Annotated in this window: 19 protein-coding genes; 10 read left to right on the top strand and 9 right to left on the bottom strand. The window is 67.6% G+C overall.

All coding sequences use genetic code 11. From position 1 onward, the window contains the following. Nucleotide 1: 1 nt before the first annotated feature. From mrdA to CTP10_RS00300, 4 genes are all read right to left on the bottom strand, one after another. Complete coding sequence (gene mrdA / locus CTP10_RS00315) at nucleotides 2–2,308, bottom strand: penicillin-binding protein 2 (protein ID WP_116322341.1); 2,307 nt, start codon at nucleotides 2,306–2,308, stop codon at nucleotides 2–4. 34 nt (nucleotides 2,309–2,342) lie between these two features. Continuing rightward, nucleotides 2,343–2,855, bottom strand: coding sequence for a rod shape-determining protein MreD (gene mreD, locus CTP10_RS00310; RefSeq protein ID WP_042883744.1), 513 nt, complete (start codon nucleotides 2,853–2,855; stop codon nucleotides 2,343–2,345). Continuing rightward, nucleotides 2,852–3,835 (bottom strand): rod shape-determining protein MreC, encoded by a 984-nt coding sequence (gene mreC, locus CTP10_RS00305; protein ID WP_116322340.1) that lies wholly within the window; start codon nucleotides 3,833–3,835, stop codon nucleotides 2,852–2,854. Before mreC ends, mreD begins: the two co-directional genes overlap by 4 nt. Nucleotides 3,836–4,031: 196 nt before the next feature. Further along, a complete protein-coding gene (locus CTP10_RS00300; RefSeq protein WP_008648066.1) occupies nucleotides 4,032–5,075 on the bottom strand; it encodes a rod shape-determining protein in 1,044 nt (347 codons plus the stop codon). A gap of 628 nt (nucleotides 5,076–5,703) precedes the next feature. Between CTP10_RS00300 and gatC the strand changes: the two genes are divergently transcribed. The 5 genes from gatC to gatB all read left to right on the top strand — a co-directional run bounded on the left by gatC (nucleotide 5,704) and on the right by gatB (nucleotide 10,772). Continuing rightward, on the top strand, nucleotides 5,704–6,003 hold the full coding sequence (gene gatC, locus CTP10_RS00295; protein WP_116322338.1) for an Asp-tRNA(Asn)/Glu-tRNA(Gln) amidotransferase subunit GatC: 300 nt from the start codon (nucleotides 5,704–5,706) through the stop codon (nucleotides 6,001–6,003). A gap of 93 nt (nucleotides 6,004–6,096) precedes the next feature. Then, a complete protein-coding gene (gene gatA / locus CTP10_RS00290) occupies nucleotides 6,097–7,602 on the top strand; it encodes an Asp-tRNA(Asn)/Glu-tRNA(Gln) amidotransferase subunit GatA (protein WP_116322337.1) in 1,506 nt (501 codons plus the stop codon). Between the two features lie 2 nt (nucleotides 7,603–7,604). Then, nucleotides 7,605–8,063: a hypothetical protein gene (locus CTP10_RS00285; protein ID WP_116322336.1), complete on the top strand. Its 459-nt coding sequence runs from the start codon at nucleotides 7,605–7,607 to the stop codon at nucleotides 8,061–8,063. Between the two features lie 11 nt (nucleotides 8,064–8,074). Then, nucleotides 8,075–9,184 carry a dienelactone hydrolase family protein gene (locus CTP10_RS00280; protein WP_116322335.1) on the top strand — a complete coding sequence of 370 codons (1,110 nt, stop codon included), beginning with the start codon at nucleotides 8,075–8,077 and terminating at the stop codon, nucleotides 9,182–9,184. A 130-nt stretch (nucleotides 9,185–9,314) separates the two neighbouring features. Further along, the gene (gene gatB / locus CTP10_RS00275) at nucleotides 9,315–10,772 is read left to right on the top strand and encodes an Asp-tRNA(Asn)/Glu-tRNA(Gln) amidotransferase subunit GatB (RefSeq protein WP_116322334.1); all 1,458 of its coding nucleotides are present in this window, start codon (nucleotides 9,315–9,317) and stop codon (nucleotides 10,770–10,772) included. A 278-nt stretch (nucleotides 10,773–11,050) separates the two neighbouring features. Here gatB and CTP10_RS00270 read toward each other — a convergent pair whose 3' ends face one another. Together CTP10_RS00270 and CTP10_RS00265 are read right to left on the bottom strand one after the other, a co-directional pair. Continuing rightward, nucleotides 11,051–11,752, bottom strand: a complete 702-nt coding sequence (locus tag CTP10_RS00270) for a tetratricopeptide repeat protein (protein WP_116322333.1) — start codon at nucleotides 11,750–11,752, stop codon at nucleotides 11,051–11,053. A gap of 145 nt (nucleotides 11,753–11,897) precedes the next feature. Continuing rightward, on the bottom strand, nucleotides 11,898–12,869 hold the full coding sequence (locus CTP10_RS00265) for a magnesium and cobalt transport protein CorA (RefSeq protein WP_116322332.1): 972 nt from the start codon (nucleotides 12,867–12,869) through the stop codon (nucleotides 11,898–11,900). Between the two features lie 241 nt (nucleotides 12,870–13,110). On the opposite strand from CTP10_RS00265, the gene minC reads away from it, so the two are divergent. The 4 genes from minC to CTP10_RS00245 all read left to right on the top strand — a co-directional run bounded on the left by minC (nucleotide 13,111) and on the right by CTP10_RS00245 (nucleotide 16,497). Beyond that, on the top strand, nucleotides 13,111–13,923 hold the full coding sequence (gene minC, locus CTP10_RS00260) for a septum site-determining protein MinC (protein WP_116322331.1): 813 nt from the start codon (nucleotides 13,111–13,113) through the stop codon (nucleotides 13,921–13,923). A 67-nt stretch (nucleotides 13,924–13,990) separates the two neighbouring features. Beyond that, nucleotides 13,991–14,806, top strand: a complete 816-nt coding sequence (minD, locus tag CTP10_RS00255; RefSeq protein ID WP_116322330.1) for a septum site-determining protein MinD — start codon at nucleotides 13,991–13,993, stop codon at nucleotides 14,804–14,806. 21 nt (nucleotides 14,807–14,827) lie between these two features. Further along, entirely contained in the window at nucleotides 14,828–15,082 is a 255-nt protein-coding gene (gene minE / locus CTP10_RS00250) for a cell division topological specificity factor MinE (RefSeq protein ID WP_006164360.1), read from the top strand. Nucleotides 15,083–15,417: 335 nt separating this feature from the next. Further along, nucleotides 15,418–16,497 (top strand): porin, encoded by a 1,080-nt coding sequence (locus CTP10_RS00245; protein WP_116322329.1) that lies wholly within the window; start codon nucleotides 15,418–15,420, stop codon nucleotides 16,495–16,497. 71 nt (nucleotides 16,498–16,568) lie between these two features. On the opposite strand, the gene CTP10_RS00240 is transcribed toward CTP10_RS00245, so the two are convergent. Continuing rightward, nucleotides 16,569–17,276 (bottom strand): response regulator transcription factor, encoded by a 708-nt coding sequence (locus CTP10_RS00240; RefSeq protein WP_116322328.1) that lies wholly within the window; start codon nucleotides 17,274–17,276, stop codon nucleotides 16,569–16,571. 267 nt (nucleotides 17,277–17,543) lie between these two features. Here CTP10_RS00240 and CTP10_RS00235 point away from each other — a divergent pair, with 267 nt between their 5' ends. Then, a complete protein-coding gene (locus tag CTP10_RS00235) occupies nucleotides 17,544–18,224 on the top strand; it encodes a response regulator transcription factor (RefSeq protein WP_116322327.1) in 681 nt (226 codons plus the stop codon). A gap of 16 nt (nucleotides 18,225–18,240) precedes the next feature. On the opposite strand, the gene CTP10_RS00230 is transcribed toward CTP10_RS00235, so the two are convergent. After that, nucleotides 18,241–19,233 carry a Bug family tripartite tricarboxylate transporter substrate binding protein gene (locus CTP10_RS00230; RefSeq protein WP_116322326.1) on the bottom strand — a complete coding sequence of 331 codons (993 nt, stop codon included), beginning with the start codon at nucleotides 19,231–19,233 and terminating at the stop codon, nucleotides 18,241–18,243. A gap of 160 nt (nucleotides 19,234–19,393) precedes the next feature. Continuing rightward, complete coding sequence (locus tag CTP10_RS00225; protein WP_233528317.1) at nucleotides 19,394–19,678, bottom strand: hypothetical protein; 285 nt, start codon at nucleotides 19,676–19,678, stop codon at nucleotides 19,394–19,396. Between the last annotated feature and the right edge of the window lie 2 nt (nucleotides 19,679–19,680).

Here is a 19,680-nt window from a genome sequence, read left to right as displayed (position 1 = left end):
TTCAGCGGGTGGCGTCGGCACCGCTGGCCGCCTTGGCGGACACGGGCTTGACGCGAGGTTTGGGCGCGGGCGCCCTGACGGGCTGCACGGCGGGGGCGGAGGCCGGCTGCGGAGCGGGCTTGCTATGGCCAAGGGCCTGCAGCATGCGCTGGTCCAGCGTCTCCACGGCCGAGGCCGGCGCGATTGCCCCGGCGTTCAGCGCGGCGGCGATGGCCTCCGGCGTCACCGGCTGCGCGCCGGAGGCCGCGGCCACCGCGCTGGCGGCGGCGCCGCTGGCGGGGCCGGCACCGGACGACATCACCGTGGCGCTGGCAATGCTGGCGGTCTGGCCGGTGGTGAACACGCTCGGCGTATCCACCGGCGGACGGCCGGCCACGCGCTCACTGGCCGGTGGCGCCATCGCCTCCAGGTCGGCCGGCCACTTGCCGGTCAGGTAGTAGTCCATCAGCTTGCGCGCGATCGGCGCAGCCACCGCGGCGCCAAAGCCGGCGTTCTCGACGATCAGCGCGATCGCGATCTTCGGCTGGTCCGCCGGCGCGAACGCGGTGTACAGCGAGTGGTCGCGCTTGTGCTCGGCCAGCGCGTGGTGGTTGTACTTCTCGCCCTTGGACAGGCTGTAGGTCTGCGCCGTGCCGGTCTTGCCGGCCGACTCGTACGACGCGCCGGCGAACACGCGCGCGGCCGTGCCGGCGTGCGTCACCGCCACCATGGCGCGCTTGATCACGTCGATGTCGGCCTGCTTGAACGGGATCGTGTAGCTTTCCTTGGGCACCGTCAGCGTGCGCTTGCGCGTGACCGCGTCCTCGACCGCCTTGACCAGGTGAGGCTTCATCACCTTGCCGTTGTTGACGATCACCGAGGTCGCCTGCGCCAGCTGCAGGATGGTGAAGCTGTTGTAGCCCTGGCCGATGCCCAGCGAGATGGTCTCGCCGTCATACCACCTCTGCTGCTCGGGCTTGCGGTAGGCCTTGCGCTTCCACTCGGTCGACGGCAGGATGCCGCGGCTTTCGCCCTCGATGTCGATGCCGGTGATCTGGCCGAAGCCCAGCGGCTTCATGAAGTCATGGATGCCGTTGACGCCCATGTCGCGCGCCAGCGCGTAGTAGTAGGTGTCGCAGGAATGCACGATCGAACTGTGCATGTCGACCCAGCCGTGCCCGCCCGGCTTGTCGTCGCGGAAAGTGTGGTTGCCCAGCGTGAAGAAGCCCGGATCCGACATGCCCCACGCCGCCGTGCGCTTGCCGGTGCTCAGCGCCGCCAGCGCCATGAACGGCTTGTAGGTCGAGCCCGGCGGATACGTGCCACGCAGCGGACGGTTCAGCAGAGGCTTGTCGGGCGAGCCGTTAAGCTCGTTCCAGGTATTGGTGTCGATCCCTTCGACGAACAGGTTGGGATCGAAGGTCGGCTTGGATACAAAGGCCAGGATATCGCCGGTGGTCGGCTCGATCGCCACCAGCGCGCCGCGGCGGTCGCCATAGAGCGCCTCGGCCAGCTGCTGCAGGCGGATGTCCAGCGACAGGATCAGGTTGTTGCCGGGCGTGGCGGGCGAGGTCGACAGCGTGCGGATCGGGCGCCCGCCGGCACTGACTTCGACTTCCTCGAAGCCGGTCAGGCCGTGCAGCTCGGTCTCGTAGCTCTGCTCCAGGCCGATCTTGCCGATGTAGTTGCTGCCCTTGTAGTTGTCGGCGTCCTTGCGGGGATCGTATTTGGCGCTGTCGGCGTCATTGGCCTCGTCCATGGCCTCGATCCGCTCCTGGTCGCGCTGCGAGATGCGGCCCAGGTAGCCGATCACGTGCGATGCCGACTCGCCCAGCGGGTACTGGCGGAACAGCCGCGCGCGCACGTCCACGCCGGGGAAGCGGAAGCGCTGCGCGGAGAAACGCGCCACTTCCTCGTCGGTCAGCTGGCTGCGGATCGGCAGGCTCTCGAAACTGCGCGACTCTTCCATCAGCCGCTTGAAGCGGCGCCGGTCGCGCGGCTGGATCTCCACCAGCCCCGACAGGCTTTCGATGGTGTTGTCCAGGGTATCGGTCAGCTTGGACGGCGTGATCTCCAGCGTGTACGCCGAATAGTTGCGCGCCAGCACGATCCCGTTGCGGTCCATGATGATGCCGCGGTTGGGCTCGATCGGCGCCACCGAGATGCGGTTGTCCTCGGCCTTGGCCGAGTACTGGTCATGCTTGTACCACTGCAGCCACAGGAAGCGCGAGAACAGCAGGCCAAAGCAGATCACCGTGAACAGGGCCGCGGCCGCCACGCGGATGCGGAAGCGGCCGATTTCCAGTTCGACGTTGCGGATTTCGGTCATGGTACTGCGCGGGGCCTGTTAGGGATGAGTGGCGTCAGATCGGGCGCGTCTCGTCGACATCGCTCGAACGGCGCTGCGGCGCCAGCAGCAGGCTGGTCGCCAGCGGCCACAGCAGCGCCTCGATCGCCGGCGCCAGCAGCAGCGGCCAGCCGGGCAGCGGCGCGCCCATCGCCAGCCGGATCAGCACCGGCACCGCGTGCGCGACGAACAGCAGCGGCAGCACGTGCAGCGCCTGGGTGTACACCGTGAACCACAGCACGCGGCGGTGGATGGTGATGGCAAAGTAAGCCAGCAGCGTATAGGCCAGCGCATGCTCGCCCAGCAGGCGCGCATCGTGCACGTCCATCAGCAGGCCCAGCGCGAAGGCCACGCCCATGCCCACCTTGCGCGGCTGGTGGATGTTCCAGAACACCAGCACCAGCGCCACCATGTCGGGGATCCACAGCGTGTCGCCCCACGGCATCAGGTTGAACAGGAACGCCAGCACGAAGCTGAGCGCGATAAACGCGGGGTTGACCGGCCGCAGCAGGTATTGGGGGTTGGTCACCGTTGACCCTCCTTGGCGTCCCTGGCCTCTTTGGCGGAAGGCGCCCTGGCCGCCGCGGCGCTGGCCGCGGCCGCGCGTGCCGCGGCGGACTTGGCGCCCTTGACCGGCGCCTCGGGCTTGGCCTCGACGGACTCGCGCGGCGGGATGGCGGAGTCATAGCGCACCACCAGCAGCTGCCGGTGCGCGCGCACGCCGGCCACCGGCTCGCAGTAGATGCGCGAGAAGGCGGTATCGGCCTTGCGCTCGATCTGTACGATCTTCGCCACCGGCAGCCCCGGCGGGTAGGTGCCGTCCAGCCCCGATGTCACCAGCAGGTCGCCCTGCTGCAGGTCGGCGGCGGCGGCCATGAAGCGCAGGTCCAAGTGGCCCGCGCGCGCGCCGCCGAAGGCCACGCTGCGCAGGCCGTTGCGCACCACCTGCACGGGAATCGCCTGGTCCTTGTCGGTCAGCAGCGTGACTTCGGACTGGAACGGCGACACGCGCGTGACCTGGCCGACCACGCCGCGCTCGTCGATCACCGGGTAGCCGGCGCGCATGCCTTGCTGGCTGCCCTTGTCGATCACGATGCGCTGGCTGTAGGGGTCGCGCGCGTCATAGAGAATTTCAGCCGACGTGACCGGCGTGGCCGATTGCCGGGCCAGCCCCAGCAGCTTGCGCAGCTGGTTGTTCTCGGCTTCCAGCTGGGCCTGGCGCACCGAGGCCTCGGCCTGCTGCACGGCGTTGTGGCGCAGCTCGCGGTTCTCGGAGGCGAGTATCGCCGAGGACTGCGCGTAGTCGAACGCGGTGCGCAGCGCGTCGCGCGGCACCAGCACCAGGCGCTCGACCGGCATCAGCACGGTGGCGGCCACCTGCCGGCCCACGCTGAGCGCGTTGAAACGGGCGTCGACCACCAGCAGCGCCAGCGCGATGCCCACGTAGAGCACCAGCCTGGCGACAGCAGAGGAGCCTTGCTTGAAGAGCGGCGGAGGAGAGTAATCCATTTACCCGAACGCAGGCCGGTGCACGCATGCGAATGCCGCAAACACCGCGCCGCCCGCGGTGCCGCGCCCGGCGGGGGCACGGCGCCGCAGGGCGGCGGGCGTTGCCGGGGCAATCCCCCGGCCGATGCGGCGCCGCGGCGCCGCCCTGATCCAACGATCCGGCAGGCCGCGCATCGCCACGTGCAGTTCCTGGTGCTTACTCGTAGGAGAAGATGCTGCCAAGCTTGTCCATGCGTTCCAGCGCCATGCCGGAGCCGCGCACCACGCAGGTCAGCGGGTCTTCGGCGACCAGCACCGGCAGGCCGGTTTCCTCGGCCAGCAGGCGGTCCAGGTCGCGCAGCAGCGCGCCGCCACCGGTCAGCATCATGCCGCGCTCGGCGATGTCGGCGCCCAGTTCCGGCGGGGTCTGTTCCAGCGCGATCTTCACGGCCGACACGATCTGGTTCAGCGGATCGGTCAGGGCTTCCAGGATTTCGTTGGACGAAACGGTAAAGGCGCGCGGGATGCCCTCGGACAGGTTGCGGCCCTTGACTTCCATCTCGCGGACTTCGGAGCCCGGGAAGGCCGAGCCGATTTCCTTCTTGATCGCTTCGGCGGTCTGCTCGCCGATCAGCATGCCGTAGTTGCGGCGGATGTAGTTGACGATGGCCTCGTCGAACTTGTCGCCACCGACGCGCACCGAACCCTTGTAGACCATGCCGCCCAGCGAGATGATGCCCACCTCGGTGGTGCCGCCGCCGATATCGACCACCATCGAGCCCGACGGCTCCGACACCGGCAGGCCGGCGCCGATCGCTGCCGACATCGGCTCCTCGATCAGGTACACCTGGCTGGCACCGGCGCCCAGGGCGGATTCACGGATGGCGCGGCGCTCGACCTGGGTCGAGCCGCACGGCACGCAGATGATGATGCGCGGGCTCGGGCGCAGCAGCTTGCTGTCATGCACCATTTTGATGAATTGCTTGAGCATCTGCTCGGTGACGGTGAAGTCGGCGATCACGCCGTCCTTCATCGGGCGGATCGCTTCGATATTGCCCGGCACCTTGCCCAGCATCTGCTTGGCTTCCTTGCCCACCGCCGTGATCGTCTTCTTGGCGTTGGGACCGCCTTCCTGGCGGATCGCGACGACCGAGGGCTCGTCCAGCACGATGCCCTTGTCGCGCATGTAGATCAGCGTGTTGGCGGTGCCGAGGTCGATCGCCAGGTCGTTGGAGAAGTAGCTGCGGAGAAATCCGAACATCAGGAATCCTGTCTGTGGTGGTGTTCGCGGGTAGGCGAAGCGGCCGGCGCCGCGGGCGGCCCGGCCACGAATTGCTTGGGTGTTGAATACGGAATGGTTCTCGGCTTCCCGGCCCGCCCACGCTCCGGCGCGGGGGAACCCGGGCCGGGGTGCTAGATTGGAGTCGGGTTCGGCGCCGCCGCCGGCATGCCGCGCGGGCCAGCCCTACGGGAACCTTTGATTAGGCCTCGCGAAAAAGTTCGCGAAAATGTGCAGTGGCCGGCTCGGCATGTCCCGTCTCTCGAGGGATGTCGTGGCCGGCGGCGGAGGCCTAATCAGAGGACCCAGATTTCGCCCTTCGGGCACCTTCGGCAGGCAGACGCGGCAGGCCGGCCGGGGACCGGTTTGCGGCGACGTTGGCGGCAATGTGACGAAGGCGTTGCCAAAGGTCGGGAACACGCAATGATACCTTATAATTCCTGCTGCTTCGGGCGTTTACGGCCTGAAAAACCCTGTAATTCCGACGACTCCGTTGCGCCGTTGCCGCGCCCCGGAGCCGCCTTGTCCGGGCCGCGCGACGCCACCGCCGCACGGCCGGACGCCGGCCCTGCCGGCACCTTCCGCATCCGTGCATCAGAACCACCACGCCATGGCCCTCGACCTATCCGACGTCAAGCGCATCGCCCACCTGGCCCGCATCGAAACCAGCGATGCCGAAGCCGAACAGACGCTTGCGCAGCTGAACAACTTTTTCTCGCTGGTCGAGCAGATGCAGGCGGTCGACACCACCGGCATCGAACCGCTGGCGCACCCGCTGTCGGCCGTACGCGACATGGTGCAGCGCCTGCGCGACGACGCGGTCACCGAGAGCGACCGCCGCATCGACTACCAGCGCCCTGCCCCGGCCACCGAGAACGGGCTGTACCTGGTGCCCAAGGTCATCGAGTGACCTGCGCCGGTCGCGCCGGTTACAAGTTACGCACCAGCTCGTCGCGCCGGCCGCCCCAGCCAGTACGCCACCCCGAATGCCAACCCGACTGTCATGCCCTTTTCCGCTGATTCCGTGACCTCCCTGCGCCAGCTCGCTGACGCCCTGGCCGCGCGCACCGTCTCCGCCGAGGAACTCGCGCGCGAGTACCTGTCGCGCATCGAGCAAGCCGCCGCGCTCAACGCCTTTATCCATGTGGACCCCGAGCGCACCCTGGCGCAGGCGCGCGCCGCCGACGAGCGCCGCGCGCGCGGCGAGGCCGCGCCGCTGACCGGCGTGCCGGTCGCGCACAAGGACGTATTCGTCACCCGCGGCTGGCGCGCCACCGCCGGCTCTAAGATGCTGGGCAACTATGAAAGCCCGTTCGACGCCACCGTGGTCGAGCGCATGGCCGCCGCCGGCATGGTCACGCTGGGCAAGACCAATATGGACGAGTTCGCGATGGGCTCGTCCAACGAGAACTCGCATTTCGGCCCGGTGCAGAACCCGTGGGACGCGAGCCGCGTGCCCGGCGGCTCGTCGGGCGGCTCGGCCGCGGCCGTTGCCGCCGGGCTGGCGCCCGCCGCCACCGGCACCGACACCGGCGGCTCGATCCGCCAGCCGGCGTCGTTCTCGGGCATCACCGGCATCAAGCCGACCTACGGCCGCGTGTCGCGCTACGGCATGATCGCGTTCGCCTCCTCGCTGGACCAGGGCGGCCCGATGGCGCACTCGGCCGAGGACTGCGCGCTGCTGCTCAACGCCATGGCCGGCTTCGACCCGAAGGACTCGACCAGCATCCCGCCGGAGCAAGGCGGCGTGGACGAGGACTACACCCGCCTGCTGGGCCAGCCGCGCGCCGGCGCCACCGCCGAGCGCCCGCTGGCGGGCCTGCGCATCGGCCTGCCGAAGGAGTACTTCGGCAAGGGCCTGTCGGCCGACGTCGAGCAGGCCGTGCGCGCCGCGCTGGCCGAATATGAAAGGCTCGGTGCCACGCTGGTCGAGGTGTCGCTGCCCAAGACCGAGCTGTCGATCCCCGTGTACTACGTGATCGCGCCGGCCGAGGCTTCGTCGAACCTGTCGCGCTTCGACGGCGTGCGCTACGGCCACCGCGCCGCCGAGTACCGCGACCTGCTCGACATGTACAAGAAGAGCCGCGCCGAAGGCTTTGGCGCCGAGGTCAAGCGCCGCATCATGGTCGGCACCTATGTGCTGTCGCACGGCTACTACGACGCCTACTACCTGCAGGCGCAGAAGATCCGCCGCATCATCGCCGACGACTTCCAGCGCGCCTTCGCCCAGTGCGACGTGATCATGGGCCCGGTGGCGCCGACGGTGGCGTGGAAGCTTGGCGAGAAGACCTCCGACCCGGTGCAGATGTACCTGGCCGATATCTTCACGCTGTCGACCAGCCTGGCCGGCCTGCCCGGCATGAGCGTGCCGTGCGGCTTCGGCGACGGCAACATGCCTGTCGGCCTGCAGCTGATCGGCAACTACTTCGACGAAGCGCGCCTGCTGCAGGCCGCGCACGCGTTCCAGCAGGCGACCGACTGGCACCTGCGCCGCCCCGCCAAGGCCTGACCATGACGCCGACCTTCCTCCGGTTGCTTGCCGCCGCGGTGTTCGCCACGCTGGTGGCGGGTTGTATCCAGCTGCCGATCATCGGCAAGCCGACGCCCATTGCCAGCCGCGACATCGACCTGGCCGGCGACTGCCGCCGCACCGAGGAAGACGGCTTCCGCGAGGATGCCCAGCTGCGCGTGTCCGACAACACCGTGCAGCAGCTGTCGTGGAAGCTGTGGGTGGGACGGCGCGGCTCGTGCACCTTCAACCTGGCGGACTTCCGCCAGGTCCAGAAGAAGCCGCATATCGAGCTGCGCGCCAACGACGGCAGCGGCTGCAAGCTGATGGTCTGGCAGGACCCGCGCCGCGTCACGCTGGCGCATGCCAACTGCCAGCAGCGCTGCACGCCCGGCATCTATGAACAGGCCTGGCCCGTGATGTTCGAGCCCGGCAGCGGCGGCTGCGCCGCCACGCGCTGACCGCAACGACCATGCCGCGTACGCCCGCCATCCAGCCCCACCCCGCCAGCGCCATCCCCGCCGCACGCCGCACCGCGGCAGCGGTGCTGGCGCTCGGCCTGGTGGCGTGGCTCGGCGGCGCCGCGGCGCATACGCCCGACCTGCCGGCGCCGTCGCTGGTGCAGCCTCCGCTGATGTCGCCGGCCGGCGCGCTGGCGCCAAGCGCGGTGACGCGCCACGGTGCCACGCCGGCAACCGCGGCCACCAGCTCCGCCCCGGTGCCTGCGCAACGCGTGCTGCTGCGCGGCGACGCCGCCACGCCGGCGCTGACCGCCTACTGGTTCGTGCCGCGCGAGGGTGCCACGCCGCGCGCGCTGCCGGTGGTGGTGGCGCTGCATGGCTGCGGCGGCCTGCTGTCCGCGCACGACCCCATGGCCACCGGCGACGCTGCCGACGCGTCAGCACTGCTGCAGCAGCGCTACCGCGAATACGCCCAGTGGCTGACCGCGCGCGGTTACGCCGTGCTGATGCCCGACAGCTTCAGTGCCCGTGGCAAACCCCACGGCATCTGTACCGAACCCGTCGACAACCGCGGCATCGACGACCGCACCCGCCGCGCCGATGCACTTGCCGCATTGCGCTGGCTGGGCAGCCAGCCGGGCGTCGACCCCGCGCGCATCGTGCTGCTGGGCTGGTCCAACGGCGCGCAGGCGGTGCTTGCCACCGTCGACGCCAGCCGCCCATGGCCGGCCGGCACGCCGCAGGTAGAGCGCGCCGTCGCGTTCTATCCCGGCTGCAAGCGCGCGGTGCGCCAGCACGATTACCGGCTGCGCACGCCCATGCTGCTGATGATCGGCGGCGCCGACGACTGGACGCCCGCGACGCGCTGCGCCATGCTGCAGTCCGCCGTGCTGGCGCGCCAGCCCAACGCGCGCTTCCGGCTTGAGATCTACCCCGGCGCCCATCACGGCTTTGACGGCACCAGCGAACTGCACGTCCGCCGCGACGTCCCGGGCAGCAGCAACGGCAACGGCAGCGGCGGCGTGCGCAAGGCGCGCGCGGTGACCGTCGGCGGCGACGCGGTGGCGCGCGCCGCGGCACTCGCGCAACTCGATTCCTGGCTTGCCAGCCCCGACCCTTGAGCCCGCACTGAGACCGCACTGAGCCCACACTGAGGCCGCACCGAGGGCCGCAACCAGACAGACCGAACCCGGGGCGGCCCGCCGCCCCGCCGCAACAGACAGAACGAAAGAACCGAACAGGAATACCGCCATGCAATGGGAAGTGGTGATCGGCCTCGAAACACACGCGCAGCTTTCGACGGCCTCCAAGATTTTTTCCGGTACCTCCACCGCCTTCGGGGCCGAGGCCAACACGCAGGCCTCGCCGGTGGACCTGGCGCTGCCCGGCGTGCTGCCGGTGCTCAACAAGGGCGCGGTCGAGCGCGCCATCCAGTTCGGCCTGGCGATCGGTGCCACCATCGCGCCACGCAGCATCTTCGCGCGCAAAAATTACTTCTACCCCGACCTGCCCAAGGGCTACCAGATCAGCCAGTATGAGATCCCGGTGGTCCAGGGCGGCACCATCACCATCCAGGTCGAAGGCAAGAAGGGCGAGTTCTACGAGAAGACCGTCAACCTGACACGCGCGCACCTGGAAGAGGATGCGGGCAAGTCGCTGCACGAGGACTTTGCCGGCATGACCGGCATCGACCTGAACCGCGCCGGCACGCCGCTGCTCGAGATCGTGACCGAGCCCGACATGCGCAGCGCCGCCGAAGCGGTGGCCTACGCCAAGGCGCTGCACTCGCTGGTGGTGTGGCTGGGCATCTGTGATGGCAACATGCAGGAAGGCAGCTTCCGTTGCGACGCCAACGTGTCGGTACGCCCGTACGGGCAGAAGGAATTCGGCACGCGCCGCGAAATCAAGAACCTGAACTCGTTCCGCTTCCTGCAGCAGGCCATCGAATACGAAGTGCAGTGGCAGATCGCCGAGATCGAGGACGGCCGCAAGATCCAGCAGGCCACCGTGCTGTTCGATCCGGACACCGGCGAGACCCGCGCGATGCGCACCAAGGAAGACGCGCACGACTACCGCTACTTCCCCGATCCCGACCTGATGCCGCTGGAGATCGAACCGGCATGGGTCGATCGCGTGCGCAATGCACTGCCCGAACTGCCTGCCGCGATGCAGGCGCGCTTCGTGTCGCAATACGGCCTGTCGGCGTATGACGCGACCACGCTGACCGCGACCAAGGCTTTCGCCGCCTACTACGAGGCCGTGGTCACCGATGCCGGCAGCGCCAGCGCCAAGCCCGCCGCCAACTGGCTGATGGGCGATGTGGCGTCGCAGCTGAACCGCGAAGGCATGGCCATCGACGACGCACCGGTCAAGCCGGCGCAACTGGCCAGGCTGCTGGCGCGCATCGCCGACGGCACGGTGTCGAACAACACCGCCAAGAAGGACGTGTTCCCGGCCATGTGGGCGGGCGAGCACGACGGCGATGCCGACGCCATCATCGCCGCCAAGGGCCTGAAGCAGATGTCGGACAGCGGCGAGCTGGAAAAGATCATCGACGACGTGCTGGCGGCCAATGCCAAGTCGGTGGAGGAATTCCGCTCGGGCAAGGAAAAAGCGTTCAACGCGCTGGTCGGCCAGGCGATGAAGGCGACCAAGGGCAAGGCCAATCCGGCGCAGGTTAATGAGCTGCTGCGGAAGAAATTGGGCTGAGGACCAGTCTCCAAGCCGCCGGTTTGCTCCCCTCTCCCGCTTGCGGGAGAGGGGGCGGGGAGAAGGCCGGAGGATCACAGGCTGACGCCCGTGGGTTAAAACCGTTGGCCCCGCTTGATGTGGTCGCTTGCCAGACCCCCCTCTCCCCAACCCTCTCCCGCTGAGGTCGCTGAGGGGAGAGGGAGAACACCTTGCTTAGGCTAGCTCGGGCCACTCCGGAGCACCCAAAACCGCTCCCCCCTTTGTGTGTTGGGCAGTTTGTGTTGGGCAATTCTTGCCTACATCCCCGCCCTCCCCTTCACCGTCTCTTCCAGCAACGACCTCAGCTTCGCCAGCGCCCCGGGATCCCCGCGCGCAGCCGAGCGCGCGTACCAGATCTTCGCTTGCTCGATATCGCGGTCGACCACGCCAGGCTCGCCGTGCTCATAGAAGCTGCCGACGATGTACTGCGCCCCGCCATCTCCCGCACTTGCCGCGCGCCGGTACCAGACAAACGCCTGCGCATAGTCGCGCGGCACGCCGCGCCCGGTGAAGTAATTTGTCGCCAGCTCCATCTGCGCCTGCACGTGCCCGCCTTGCGCCGCGCGCTCATACCAGCGGTTCGCCTCTTCCAGCGATTTCGGCACCAGCTCGCCGCGTTCATAGAGATCGCCCCAGGTGTATTGCGCATGCGTCATGCCATTGTCGGCCGCCTTCCGCAGCCACACCAATGCCTCTTGCGGCCGCGCAGCGGTGCCCTCGCCGCGCAGCAGCATCATCGCGTAGTTGAATTGCGCAAGGCGGTTACCCTGGCGCGCGGCGCTGGAGAAACCCTGCAAGGCCTGGTCGAAGCGGCCCGACTCATAGGCGGCAACGGCCTCGCGGGTCTGTGCCTGCGCGGGAGCGGGCGGCTGCGGTGCGGCGTCGGCAGGCGGCAGGCACAGCCATGTGGCAAGGATGCCGGCCAGCACGGCGGCATGCGGGAAACGGACTTTCGACATGGCGGACTCCGGGTGCGGCGCCTTCTTTGCTCCAGTGTAGGAGTCAGCGAGGGCACCCGGTAGGCGGCCATTTATCAACGCGAATAATCAACCATGAAGGAAAATAGAACAGATCATTCATTGAATCGATAAAGAACCGAGCGGATCATATCCATCCCGCCCGGTGCAGCCGCCGCCACAGCAGCCCGCACGCCATCGCCGTCACGCCGATCACCGCCGGATAGGCATAGTGGAATTTCAGTTCCGGCATGAAATCGAAGTTCATCCCGTACAGGCTGAACACCACCGTGGGAATCGCCAGGATCGCGCCCCAGCCGGCAAGCCGCTTGACCACCTCGTTCTGGCCCACGGTCACCAGCGCCAGGTTGACCTGCACCGCGGTGGTCAGCATTTCGCGGATCACGTCGAGCGTGCGCACCAGCCGGCTGGCGTGATCCTCGATGTCGCGGAAGTAGGCGCGCAGTTCCTTGGGCACCAGTTCCTCGTGCAGGCGGATCAGCTGGCTGCACATGTCTTCCACCGGGCTGACCGCATTGCGCAGCCGCAGCACCTGGCGCTTGACCTTGTACAGGTCCTCGATCGCCCCGCGGTCGAACTCGTCGCGGAAGATGCCCTGCTCCAGCTCCTCCAGCGTGTCTTCCAGCCGCGTGACGATCGGCATGTAGTGGTCGACCACGAAATCCATCAGCGCGTACAGCACATAACCCGGCCCGTTGGACAGGCCCTGCGGATCGCTTTCGCAGCGATCGCGCACCGGGGTGTAGGCGCTGCTCGCGCCATGGCGCACCGAGACCACGTAGTTGGGGCCGACGAACAGGTGCGTCTCGCCGACCACCACTTCGTTTTCCACCAGTTGCGCCGTGTTGAGCACGACAAAGACCGAATCGCCGTAGGCCTCGAGCTTGGGCCGCTGGTGCGCGTCGAGCGCATCTTCCACTGCGAGGTCGTGCAGGCCGAAGGCGAGCTGCACCTGGCGCAGCAGCGCCAGGTCGGGTTCATGCAGCCCCAGCCAGACAAAGGTGCCGGGCACGCCCAGCACCGCAGGGATCTCCTCCATGCCGACCGTACCGAGCCGCTTGCCCTGCCGGTAGGCCACGCAATTGACGATGGCGCCCATGGGAACTCCGCTATCAGATGGCGCAATCGTAACAAGCCTTTGCAAATTGCTACCGCCGGGCGTGGTAGCGCTGCGTGTCGACCGTCACACGCGGCAGGCGTTGCGAGCCGCCTGACGCACAACGCCCGCGCGGATGGAACGCACAGGCCACCCAATGCGCCTTGATCTCACGGATCGCGCCAATTGTTACAGTTCGCGAGTAAGAGAACGTTAGAATGTGGCATTTCCACGGTCACCGGCTATGTCCCAGAAGAAATCGCCACGATTCGAGCTGCGCAGTGGCAACGTCGACGCCCTCCTTCTCGCCCTCCAGACCGCCGACATGGCAGCGCTGAGGGATGACCTCCTCTCCCGGTTCGAAGCTACTCCCGATTTCTTCTCCAACGACGTGATCGCACTGGACCTGCGCGCGCTCGAGGACGATAAAGAAGTCGCGCTCGGCACGGTGATCGAGACCCTGGCCACGCTCAAGGCACGCGCCATCGGCGTGGTAGCCCGCGCGGACCAGCGCGAATGGGCCGAGCGCTTCGGCCTGCCGCTGCTGGACAGCCAGAGCCGCCGCGGCAGCGGGGTCGATCGTGCCGCCGAGGCCAAGGCCGCCGCCGAGGCGGAACAGGCCGCCGCGCAAGCCGCGGCCGAGCAGGCCGCGCGCGAGGACGCCGTCCGCGCCGCCGCGCAGGCCACCACCGACGCCGCGGTCGCCGCCGCGCTGCGCCAGCACCAGACCATGGTGATCGACAAGCCGCTGCGCTCCGGCCAGCAGGTCTACGCGCACGGCGACGTGGTGATCCTCGACGTGGTCAGCTATGGCGCCGAAGTCATCGCCGAAGGCAACATCCATATCTATGCCCCGCTGCGCGGCCGCGCGCTGGCGGGTGTCAAGGGCAATACCGGCGCGCGCATCTTCAGCACGTGCATGGAGCCCGAGCTCATTTCCATTGCCGGCATCTACCGTACCGCGGAGCAGGCGTTCCCGGCCGACGTGCTCGGCAAGACGGCCCAGGTGCGCCTGGCCGAAGAAAAACTGATCCTCGAGGCGCTGCGGCTCAAGTAACCGCGCCGGCATCGGGGACCCCAATCAAGCAGCGCAAGCTTCAACCTAATTACTGGACCAAAGAGCCATGGCAAAAATCATCGTTGTGACCTCCGGCAAGGGAGGCGTCGGCAAGACCACTACCAGCGCCAGCTTTGCCGCCGGCCTGGCCCTGCGCGGCCACAAGACTGCCGTGATCGACTTCGACGTCGGCCTGCGCAACCTCGACCTGATCATGGGCTGCGAGCGCCGCGTGGTGTATGACCTGATCAACGTGGTGCAGGGCGAAGCCAACCTGCGCCAGGCGCTGATCAAGGACAAGAAGTGCGAGAACCTGTTCATCCTGCCCGCCTCGCAGACGCGCGACAAGGACGCGTTGACCAAGGAAGGCGTGGAGAAGGTCATCAACGGCCTGATCGAGATGGACTTCGATTACATCGTCTGCGATTCGCCGGCCGGCATCGAGTCGGGCGCGCTGATGGCGATGTACTTTGCCGACGAGGCGCTGATCGTCACCAACCCCGAAGTGTCGTCGGTGCGCGACTCGGACCGCATCCTCGGCATCCTGGCCTCCAAGACCAAGCGTGCCAGCGAAGGCGGCGACCCGATCAAGGAACACCTGCTGATCACCCGCTACAACCCCAAGCGCGTGCATGGCGGCGAGATGCTGTCGCTGACCGACATCCAGGAAATCCTGCGCATCAAGCTGATCGGCGTGGTGCCTGAGTCCGAAGCCGTGCTGCACGCATCCAACCAGGGCACGCCCGCCATCCACCTGGAAGGCAGCGACGTGGCCGACGCCTATGGCGACGTGGTGGACCGCTTCCTCGGCAAGGACAAGCCGATGCGCTTCACTGACTACCAGAAGCCGGGGCTGTTCTCCCGCATCTTCGGCAACAAATAAACGGTCCGGAGGCCCATCCCCATGTCGATCCTTTCCTTCCTGCTGGGGGAGAAGAAAAAGTCCGCGTCGGTCGCCAAGGAGCGGCTGCAGATTATCCTCGCCCACGAGCGCACCGGCCATTCCGCACCCGCCGATTACCTGCCCGCGCTGCAGCGCGAACTGGTGGCGGTGATTTCCAAGTACGTCAAGATCAGCGACCAGGACCTGCGCGTCAGCCTCGAACGCCAGGACAACCTGGAGGTGCTCGAAGTCAAGATCGAGATCCCGCAAGGCTGATCCGCCGGCCGCGCCGTCACGGGCCGGCCGGTTTTCATGCCATCTTTGCCACAGGCCAGGACGCGTATCTGCGTCCTGGCCTGTTGTCGCTTTACGCTCTCACTCGCACCACTCGCGCTCCCCGCCAGTCCATGCTGACGCACCGCACCATCACGGTATTGTGTAGCGGCGCGACAACGGAATTCCACCAAAATCCTGCTTGAAAGCGCGGCTTCGCGGAGTTTTGTGTCCTTACTGCTTACGTTTTGTTAAATTTTCGCGGCGTTTACACGAAACGTAGACCTTCTTCCTGCCGTGATCCGGCAGAGAACAGTACAAGACAGAAAAGGAGCACCATGAAGAAATCGGCCATCGTCCTCGCAGCCGGCAGCCTGTTGGCGGGCTCGGCATTCGCCCAGTCGTCCGTCACCCTCTACGGTATCGTTGACCAGAGCATTCGCTTCCAGACGAACTCGAGCGCCAACAACGACAACTCGTGGGAACTGACCAACGGCGCAGTGACCAACAGCCGCTGGGGTATCAAGGGCAGCGAAGCCCTGGGCAACAACCTGAAGGCAATCTTCCAGCTGGAGAACGGCTTCGATCCGGACACCGGCCGTGCCAACCAGAATGGCCGCCTGTTCGGCCGTCAAGCCTATGTGGGCCTGTCGGGCGACTTCGGCACGATCAAGCTGGGCCGCCAGTACACCGAAGGCTTCAATTTCTTCGGCGACTACGATCCGCTGACCATCGGCAACTACACCAACAACGCCTGGCCGTTCTTCCTGACCAACTTCCGTAACGACAACGTCGTCAGCTACGGCGGCAAGTTCGGCGGCCTGGATGTTGGCGCCAGCTACGGCTTCGGCGAGCAGCCGGGCAGCATGAGCCAGAACCAGTACTGGGGCGCTCGTGCCGCTTACACCTACGGTCCGTTCGGCATCGGCGGCGTGTACCAGGAAGTCCGCAACACCACCGGCCAGAAGCAGCAAATGTGGGGCGCTGCCGGTAAGTACTCGATCGGCCCGGCAAAGGTCTTCCTGGGCTACATCGGCGGCCAGGACCGCACCGGCTCGGTCGACGCTTCGCTGAACTTCACCGGCGGCGCAACGCAGAACCCGGTTCCGGCTGGCGGCAACTTCGCGGCTAACCCGCGCAAGGACACCATCGGCTACATCGGCCTGACCTACCAGGCCACCCCGGCCCTGGCCCTGACCGGCGTGTTCTACGGCGACTACGTCGAGAACGTCAACGGCGTGAACGACAACAACGGCCGCCGCTACACCGGCGTGCTGCTGGCCGAGTACTCGCTGTCCAAGCGCACCCAGGTCTACGGCACCGTGGACTTCAACAAGGTCTCGGGCGGCACCATCACCGAAATGCCGGGCCGCAACAACCAGACCGGCGCTGCGCTGGGTATCCGCCACATCTTCTGATCGTTACCCGATCAGCAGTCCCTGGCAAAAGGCACCTTCGGGTGCCTTTTTTCATGGGCGCGCGCCGTCCGTCATGCGGCGGCGCGCTCGATCCGTTCGAGCCGGTAGCCATGCGTGTAGACCGGTGTCAGCCGCAGCGCCTGCGACGCCTGCAGGCCTAGCTTGCTGCGTACGCGCGACACATGGGTATCGATGGTGCGCGACAGCGACGAGATCTCGCGCCCCCAGACCGCCGCGGTGATGTGGTCGCGCGTGACGATGCGGCCCTCGTTGCGGAACAGCAGCACGGCAAGGTCGAACTCCTTGGGCGTCAGGCAGATGGGATGCCCGTTGCAGGTGGCCGTGCGCATGGCGCAGTCGAAGGCATATTCGCCCAGCCGCAGCGGCGCGTGCGGCGACTGCACCGCGGGATAGGCGCGCCGCAGCAGGCATTCGACGCGGGCCGACAGTTCGGCGGGACGCACCGGCTTGACCATGTAGTCATCGGCGCCGGCGGACAGCGCGCTGATGATGTCCTGCTCGGCGTCGCGGCCGCTGAGGAACATCACCGGCACACGCCGGTCGAGATGCGTGCGCACCCACCCCAGCACCTCGCGCCCGGACAGGTCCGGCATCGACCAGTCGAGCAAGAGCAGGTCGAAGCACGCGTTACGCAGCGCCAGCAGCAGCTTGCGGCTTTCCGTGAAGGTTACGCATTCATGCCCGCCGCCGGCGATGATCCGGCGGATCAGCGCCGCGTCGGCGGGGGCGTCCTCTAGCGATGCAATCTTCTTTCCCATATTTGATCTCCGGCGATGTTGCCGGCCATGGCAGCACACCGTGGCTGCCGGCCGTAGCGAGTCATTTAAGACCGCGCAACCGGCGGGACGAATAGGAAAGACCTCAATTCAGGCTTTCAACAATCTTTTACTTCTTGCCTCAGCAAGGCGGCCCATAACATGGCTTCGCCGCGGTACCGGGCAACCGGTGCCCTGCTTCCCGCTTGTTCCCGTTCCCTGCCCGCATTCATTGCCGGCGGCATCGCGCCGGCAGGAGGAGCCACGACCGTGAAGATTGCCTCGCTGCAGGCCGATCCGACCCTCGCCATCCGTATCGAACAGAGCCTGCGCCTGGACGGCCACCGGTGCCGGCGCTACCTCAGCGGCCGCACGCTGCTGGGCGCGCTGCACGCCGAGCCGTTCGACCTGCTGATCCTCGATTGCGAAACGCCGGGGATCCCGGCGCTGGACGTGCTGGCGTGGGTGCGGCGCTCGCTGGGCCATGACCTGCCGGTGATGCTGACCGGCGGCTCGAACGAAGACGACTTCGTCGCGGCCTGCTTTGCGCAGGGCGCCGACAGCTATGTTCCCAGGCCGTTGCGGCTGGGCGAGCTGGCTGCGCGTGTGCAGGCGCTGCTGCGGCTTGCGCGGCCGACCGCGCAAGCCTGCGACGTTGCGCATGGCGCGTTCCGTTTCGCCCCCGCGGAGCGGCGTGCCTGGGTGCACGGCAGGCCGGTGCCGCTGGCGCCCAAGGAATTCGACCTGGCCGTGCTGCTGTTCCGCAATCTCGGTACCGTGGTGCCGCGCCAGACCATGGTCGACCAGGTCTGGCGCTACCATGTCGAGCCGACGTCGCGTACGGTGGACAGCCATCTGTCGCGCGTGCGCACCAAGCTGTCGCTGTGGCCGCACAACGGCGTGCGGCTGTCGTCGGTATATGGGCTGGGGTGCCGGCTCGATACTGCCTGAGCCGGCAGTCGCCGGATCAGTCCGCCTTGATGCCGGCTTCCTTGACGATGCGCGCGTTCTCCGCGTACTCCTCGCGGATCGCCTTGGCAAATTGCGCCGCCGTGCCGCCGGTGGGCACTTCGCCGCCCTTGAGCAGGCGCTCGTGGACTTCCGGTTCTGCCAGTGCCTTGTTCAGCTCGGCATTCAGGCGGTCGATGATCGCCACGGGGGTCTTGCCCGGGGCGAAGATGCCGAAGGTCGAAGTCAGGTTGGCCTTGGGGTAGCCAAGCTCCGCCAGCGTCGGCACCTGCGGCAGGCTCTCCAGGCGCCTGGGCGCGCCCACCGCCAGCGCGCGCAGGCGGCCGGCCTGCATATGCTGGGTCAGCGCCGGGCTGGCGTTGGTGCTCATCACCTCGAACTGGCCGCCGAGCGCATCGTTCATCTGCTGGCCGGCGCCCTTGTACGGGATCAGCGTGATGTCGGCCTTCGACTTCTGCTTGACCTGTTCCAGCACCACATGGCCGACCGTGCCCAGGCCCGACGTCGCCCAGCGCACCGAGCCTGGCTTGGCGCGGGCCTGGCCGACCACGTCGGCGAACCCCTTGCCGCTGAAGCCGTTGGTGGCGATCACCAGCACCGGTGAGTACATCACGCTCATGACCGGCGCGACGTCCTTCTGCGGGTCGTAGTTGACGTGGCCGACGTGCGGGTTCAGCGTCAGCGGGCTGGTCGAGGCGAAGCCGAGCGTATAGCCGTCCGGTGCGGCCTTGGCGACGGCGTCGATGCCGATGCTGCCACCGGCGCCGGCCTTGTTCTCGACCACCACCGAGGTACCCATCTGCGCCGACAGGCGCTCGCCGAGCGCGCGCGCCACGGTATCGCTGATGCCACCGGTGGGATAGGCGACGATCAGGCGGATCGGGCGGCTGGGGTAGTTGTCTGCGGCGGCGGCGGCGACGGGGAGTGCGGCGGCCAGCAGGCCGGCGGCAACGGTGGCTGCCAGCAAAGTCGGGCGGAACGGGAAGGCCATAGTGTCGGGAATACGGGGAGAGTGTCTGGGGCGCGCCTCGCAGGGCGAGCGGCCTGCCGGCCAGCGCGCGACAGCCGCTATCTTAGCCGATCGGTTGCGCGCTCAACGGTGTTGGGCGCCCAGCTCCACGCTCAACTCCACGAACAACTCCGCGCCCCCCTCAACGCACCAGCGGGCGCTCCGGCACCCAGGAGACAAAGAGTTCGTTGGCACGGTCATACAGGCGCCAGACCGTGCCGCAGTCGCGACAGGCAAAGGTCAGCATGCTGAAAGGCACGCCCACCTCGCTCTTGCTGACCAGCGGCGCCGTATTGCGCAGCGCCAGGCAAGCCGGCGGCTCGCGTCGGCGCGGGTCGGCGGCCAGTTCCAGGCAGCGCTCGCAGGCCGGCTTGGGGTTGGCCGGCGGCGCGACAGGCTGGGAGGTGACCGGAGAAAGCGGGGGCATCG

It is taken from the genome of Cupriavidus sp. P-10 (genome assembly GCF_003402535.2).
Classification (GTDB): Bacteria; Pseudomonadota; Gammaproteobacteria; order Burkholderiales; family Burkholderiaceae; genus Cupriavidus.
This window is presented reverse-complemented; position numbering and strand designations above follow the sequence as displayed.

What these genes read in the sequence shown, in the direction of transcription:
- gatC (WP_116322338.1), top strand. Translation starts at nt 5,704, where the DNA reads ATGGCCCTCGACCTATCCGACGTCAAGCGCATCGCCCACCTGGCCCGC.
- CTP10_RS00300 (WP_008648066.1), bottom strand. Translation starts at nt 5,075, where the DNA reads ATGTTCGGATTTCTCCGCAGCTACTTCTCCAACGACCTGGCGATCGAC.
- mrdA (WP_116322341.1), bottom strand. Translation starts at nt 2,308, where the DNA reads ATGACCGAAATCCGCAACGTCGAACTGGAAATCGGCCGCTTCCGCATC.
- minD (WP_116322330.1), top strand. Translation starts at nt 13,991, where the DNA reads ATGGCAAAAATCATCGTTGTGACCTCCGGCAAGGGAGGCGTCGGCAAG.
- minC (WP_116322331.1), top strand. Translation starts at nt 13,111, where the DNA reads ATGTCCCAGAAGAAATCGCCACGATTCGAGCTGCGCAGTGGCAACGTC.
- CTP10_RS00225 (WP_233528317.1), bottom strand. Translation starts at nt 19,678, where the DNA reads ATGCCCCCGCTTTCTCCGGTCACCTCCCAGCCTGTCGCGCCGCCGGCC.
- CTP10_RS00285 (WP_116322336.1), top strand. Translation starts at nt 7,605, where the DNA reads ATGACGCCGACCTTCCTCCGGTTGCTTGCCGCCGCGGTGTTCGCCACG.
- gatB (WP_116322334.1), top strand. Translation starts at nt 9,315, where the DNA reads ATGCAATGGGAAGTGGTGATCGGCCTCGAAACACACGCGCAGCTTTCG.
- mreC (WP_116322340.1), bottom strand. Translation starts at nt 3,835, where the DNA reads ATGGATTACTCTCCTCCGCCGCTCTTCAAGCAAGGCTCCTCTGCTGTC.
- CTP10_RS00240 (WP_116322328.1), bottom strand. Translation starts at nt 17,276, where the DNA reads ATGGGAAAGAAGATTGCATCGCTAGAGGACGCCCCCGCCGACGCGGCG.
- minE (WP_006164360.1), top strand. Translation starts at nt 14,828, where the DNA reads ATGTCGATCCTTTCCTTCCTGCTGGGGGAGAAGAAAAAGTCCGCGTCG.
- CTP10_RS00280 (WP_116322335.1), top strand. Translation starts at nt 8,075, where the DNA reads ATGCCGCGTACGCCCGCCATCCAGCCCCACCCCGCCAGCGCCATCCCC.
- CTP10_RS00245 (WP_116322329.1), top strand. Translation starts at nt 15,418, where the DNA reads ATGAAGAAATCGGCCATCGTCCTCGCAGCCGGCAGCCTGTTGGCGGGC.
- CTP10_RS00230 (WP_116322326.1), bottom strand. Translation starts at nt 19,233, where the DNA reads ATGGCCTTCCCGTTCCGCCCGACTTTGCTGGCAGCCACCGTTGCCGCC.
- CTP10_RS00270 (WP_116322333.1), bottom strand. Translation starts at nt 11,752, where the DNA reads ATGTCGAAAGTCCGTTTCCCGCATGCCGCCGTGCTGGCCGGCATCCTT.
- CTP10_RS00265 (WP_116322332.1), bottom strand. Translation starts at nt 12,869, where the DNA reads ATGGGCGCCATCGTCAATTGCGTGGCCTACCGGCAGGGCAAGCGGCTC.
- gatA (WP_116322337.1), top strand. Translation starts at nt 6,097, where the DNA reads ATGCCCTTTTCCGCTGATTCCGTGACCTCCCTGCGCCAGCTCGCTGAC.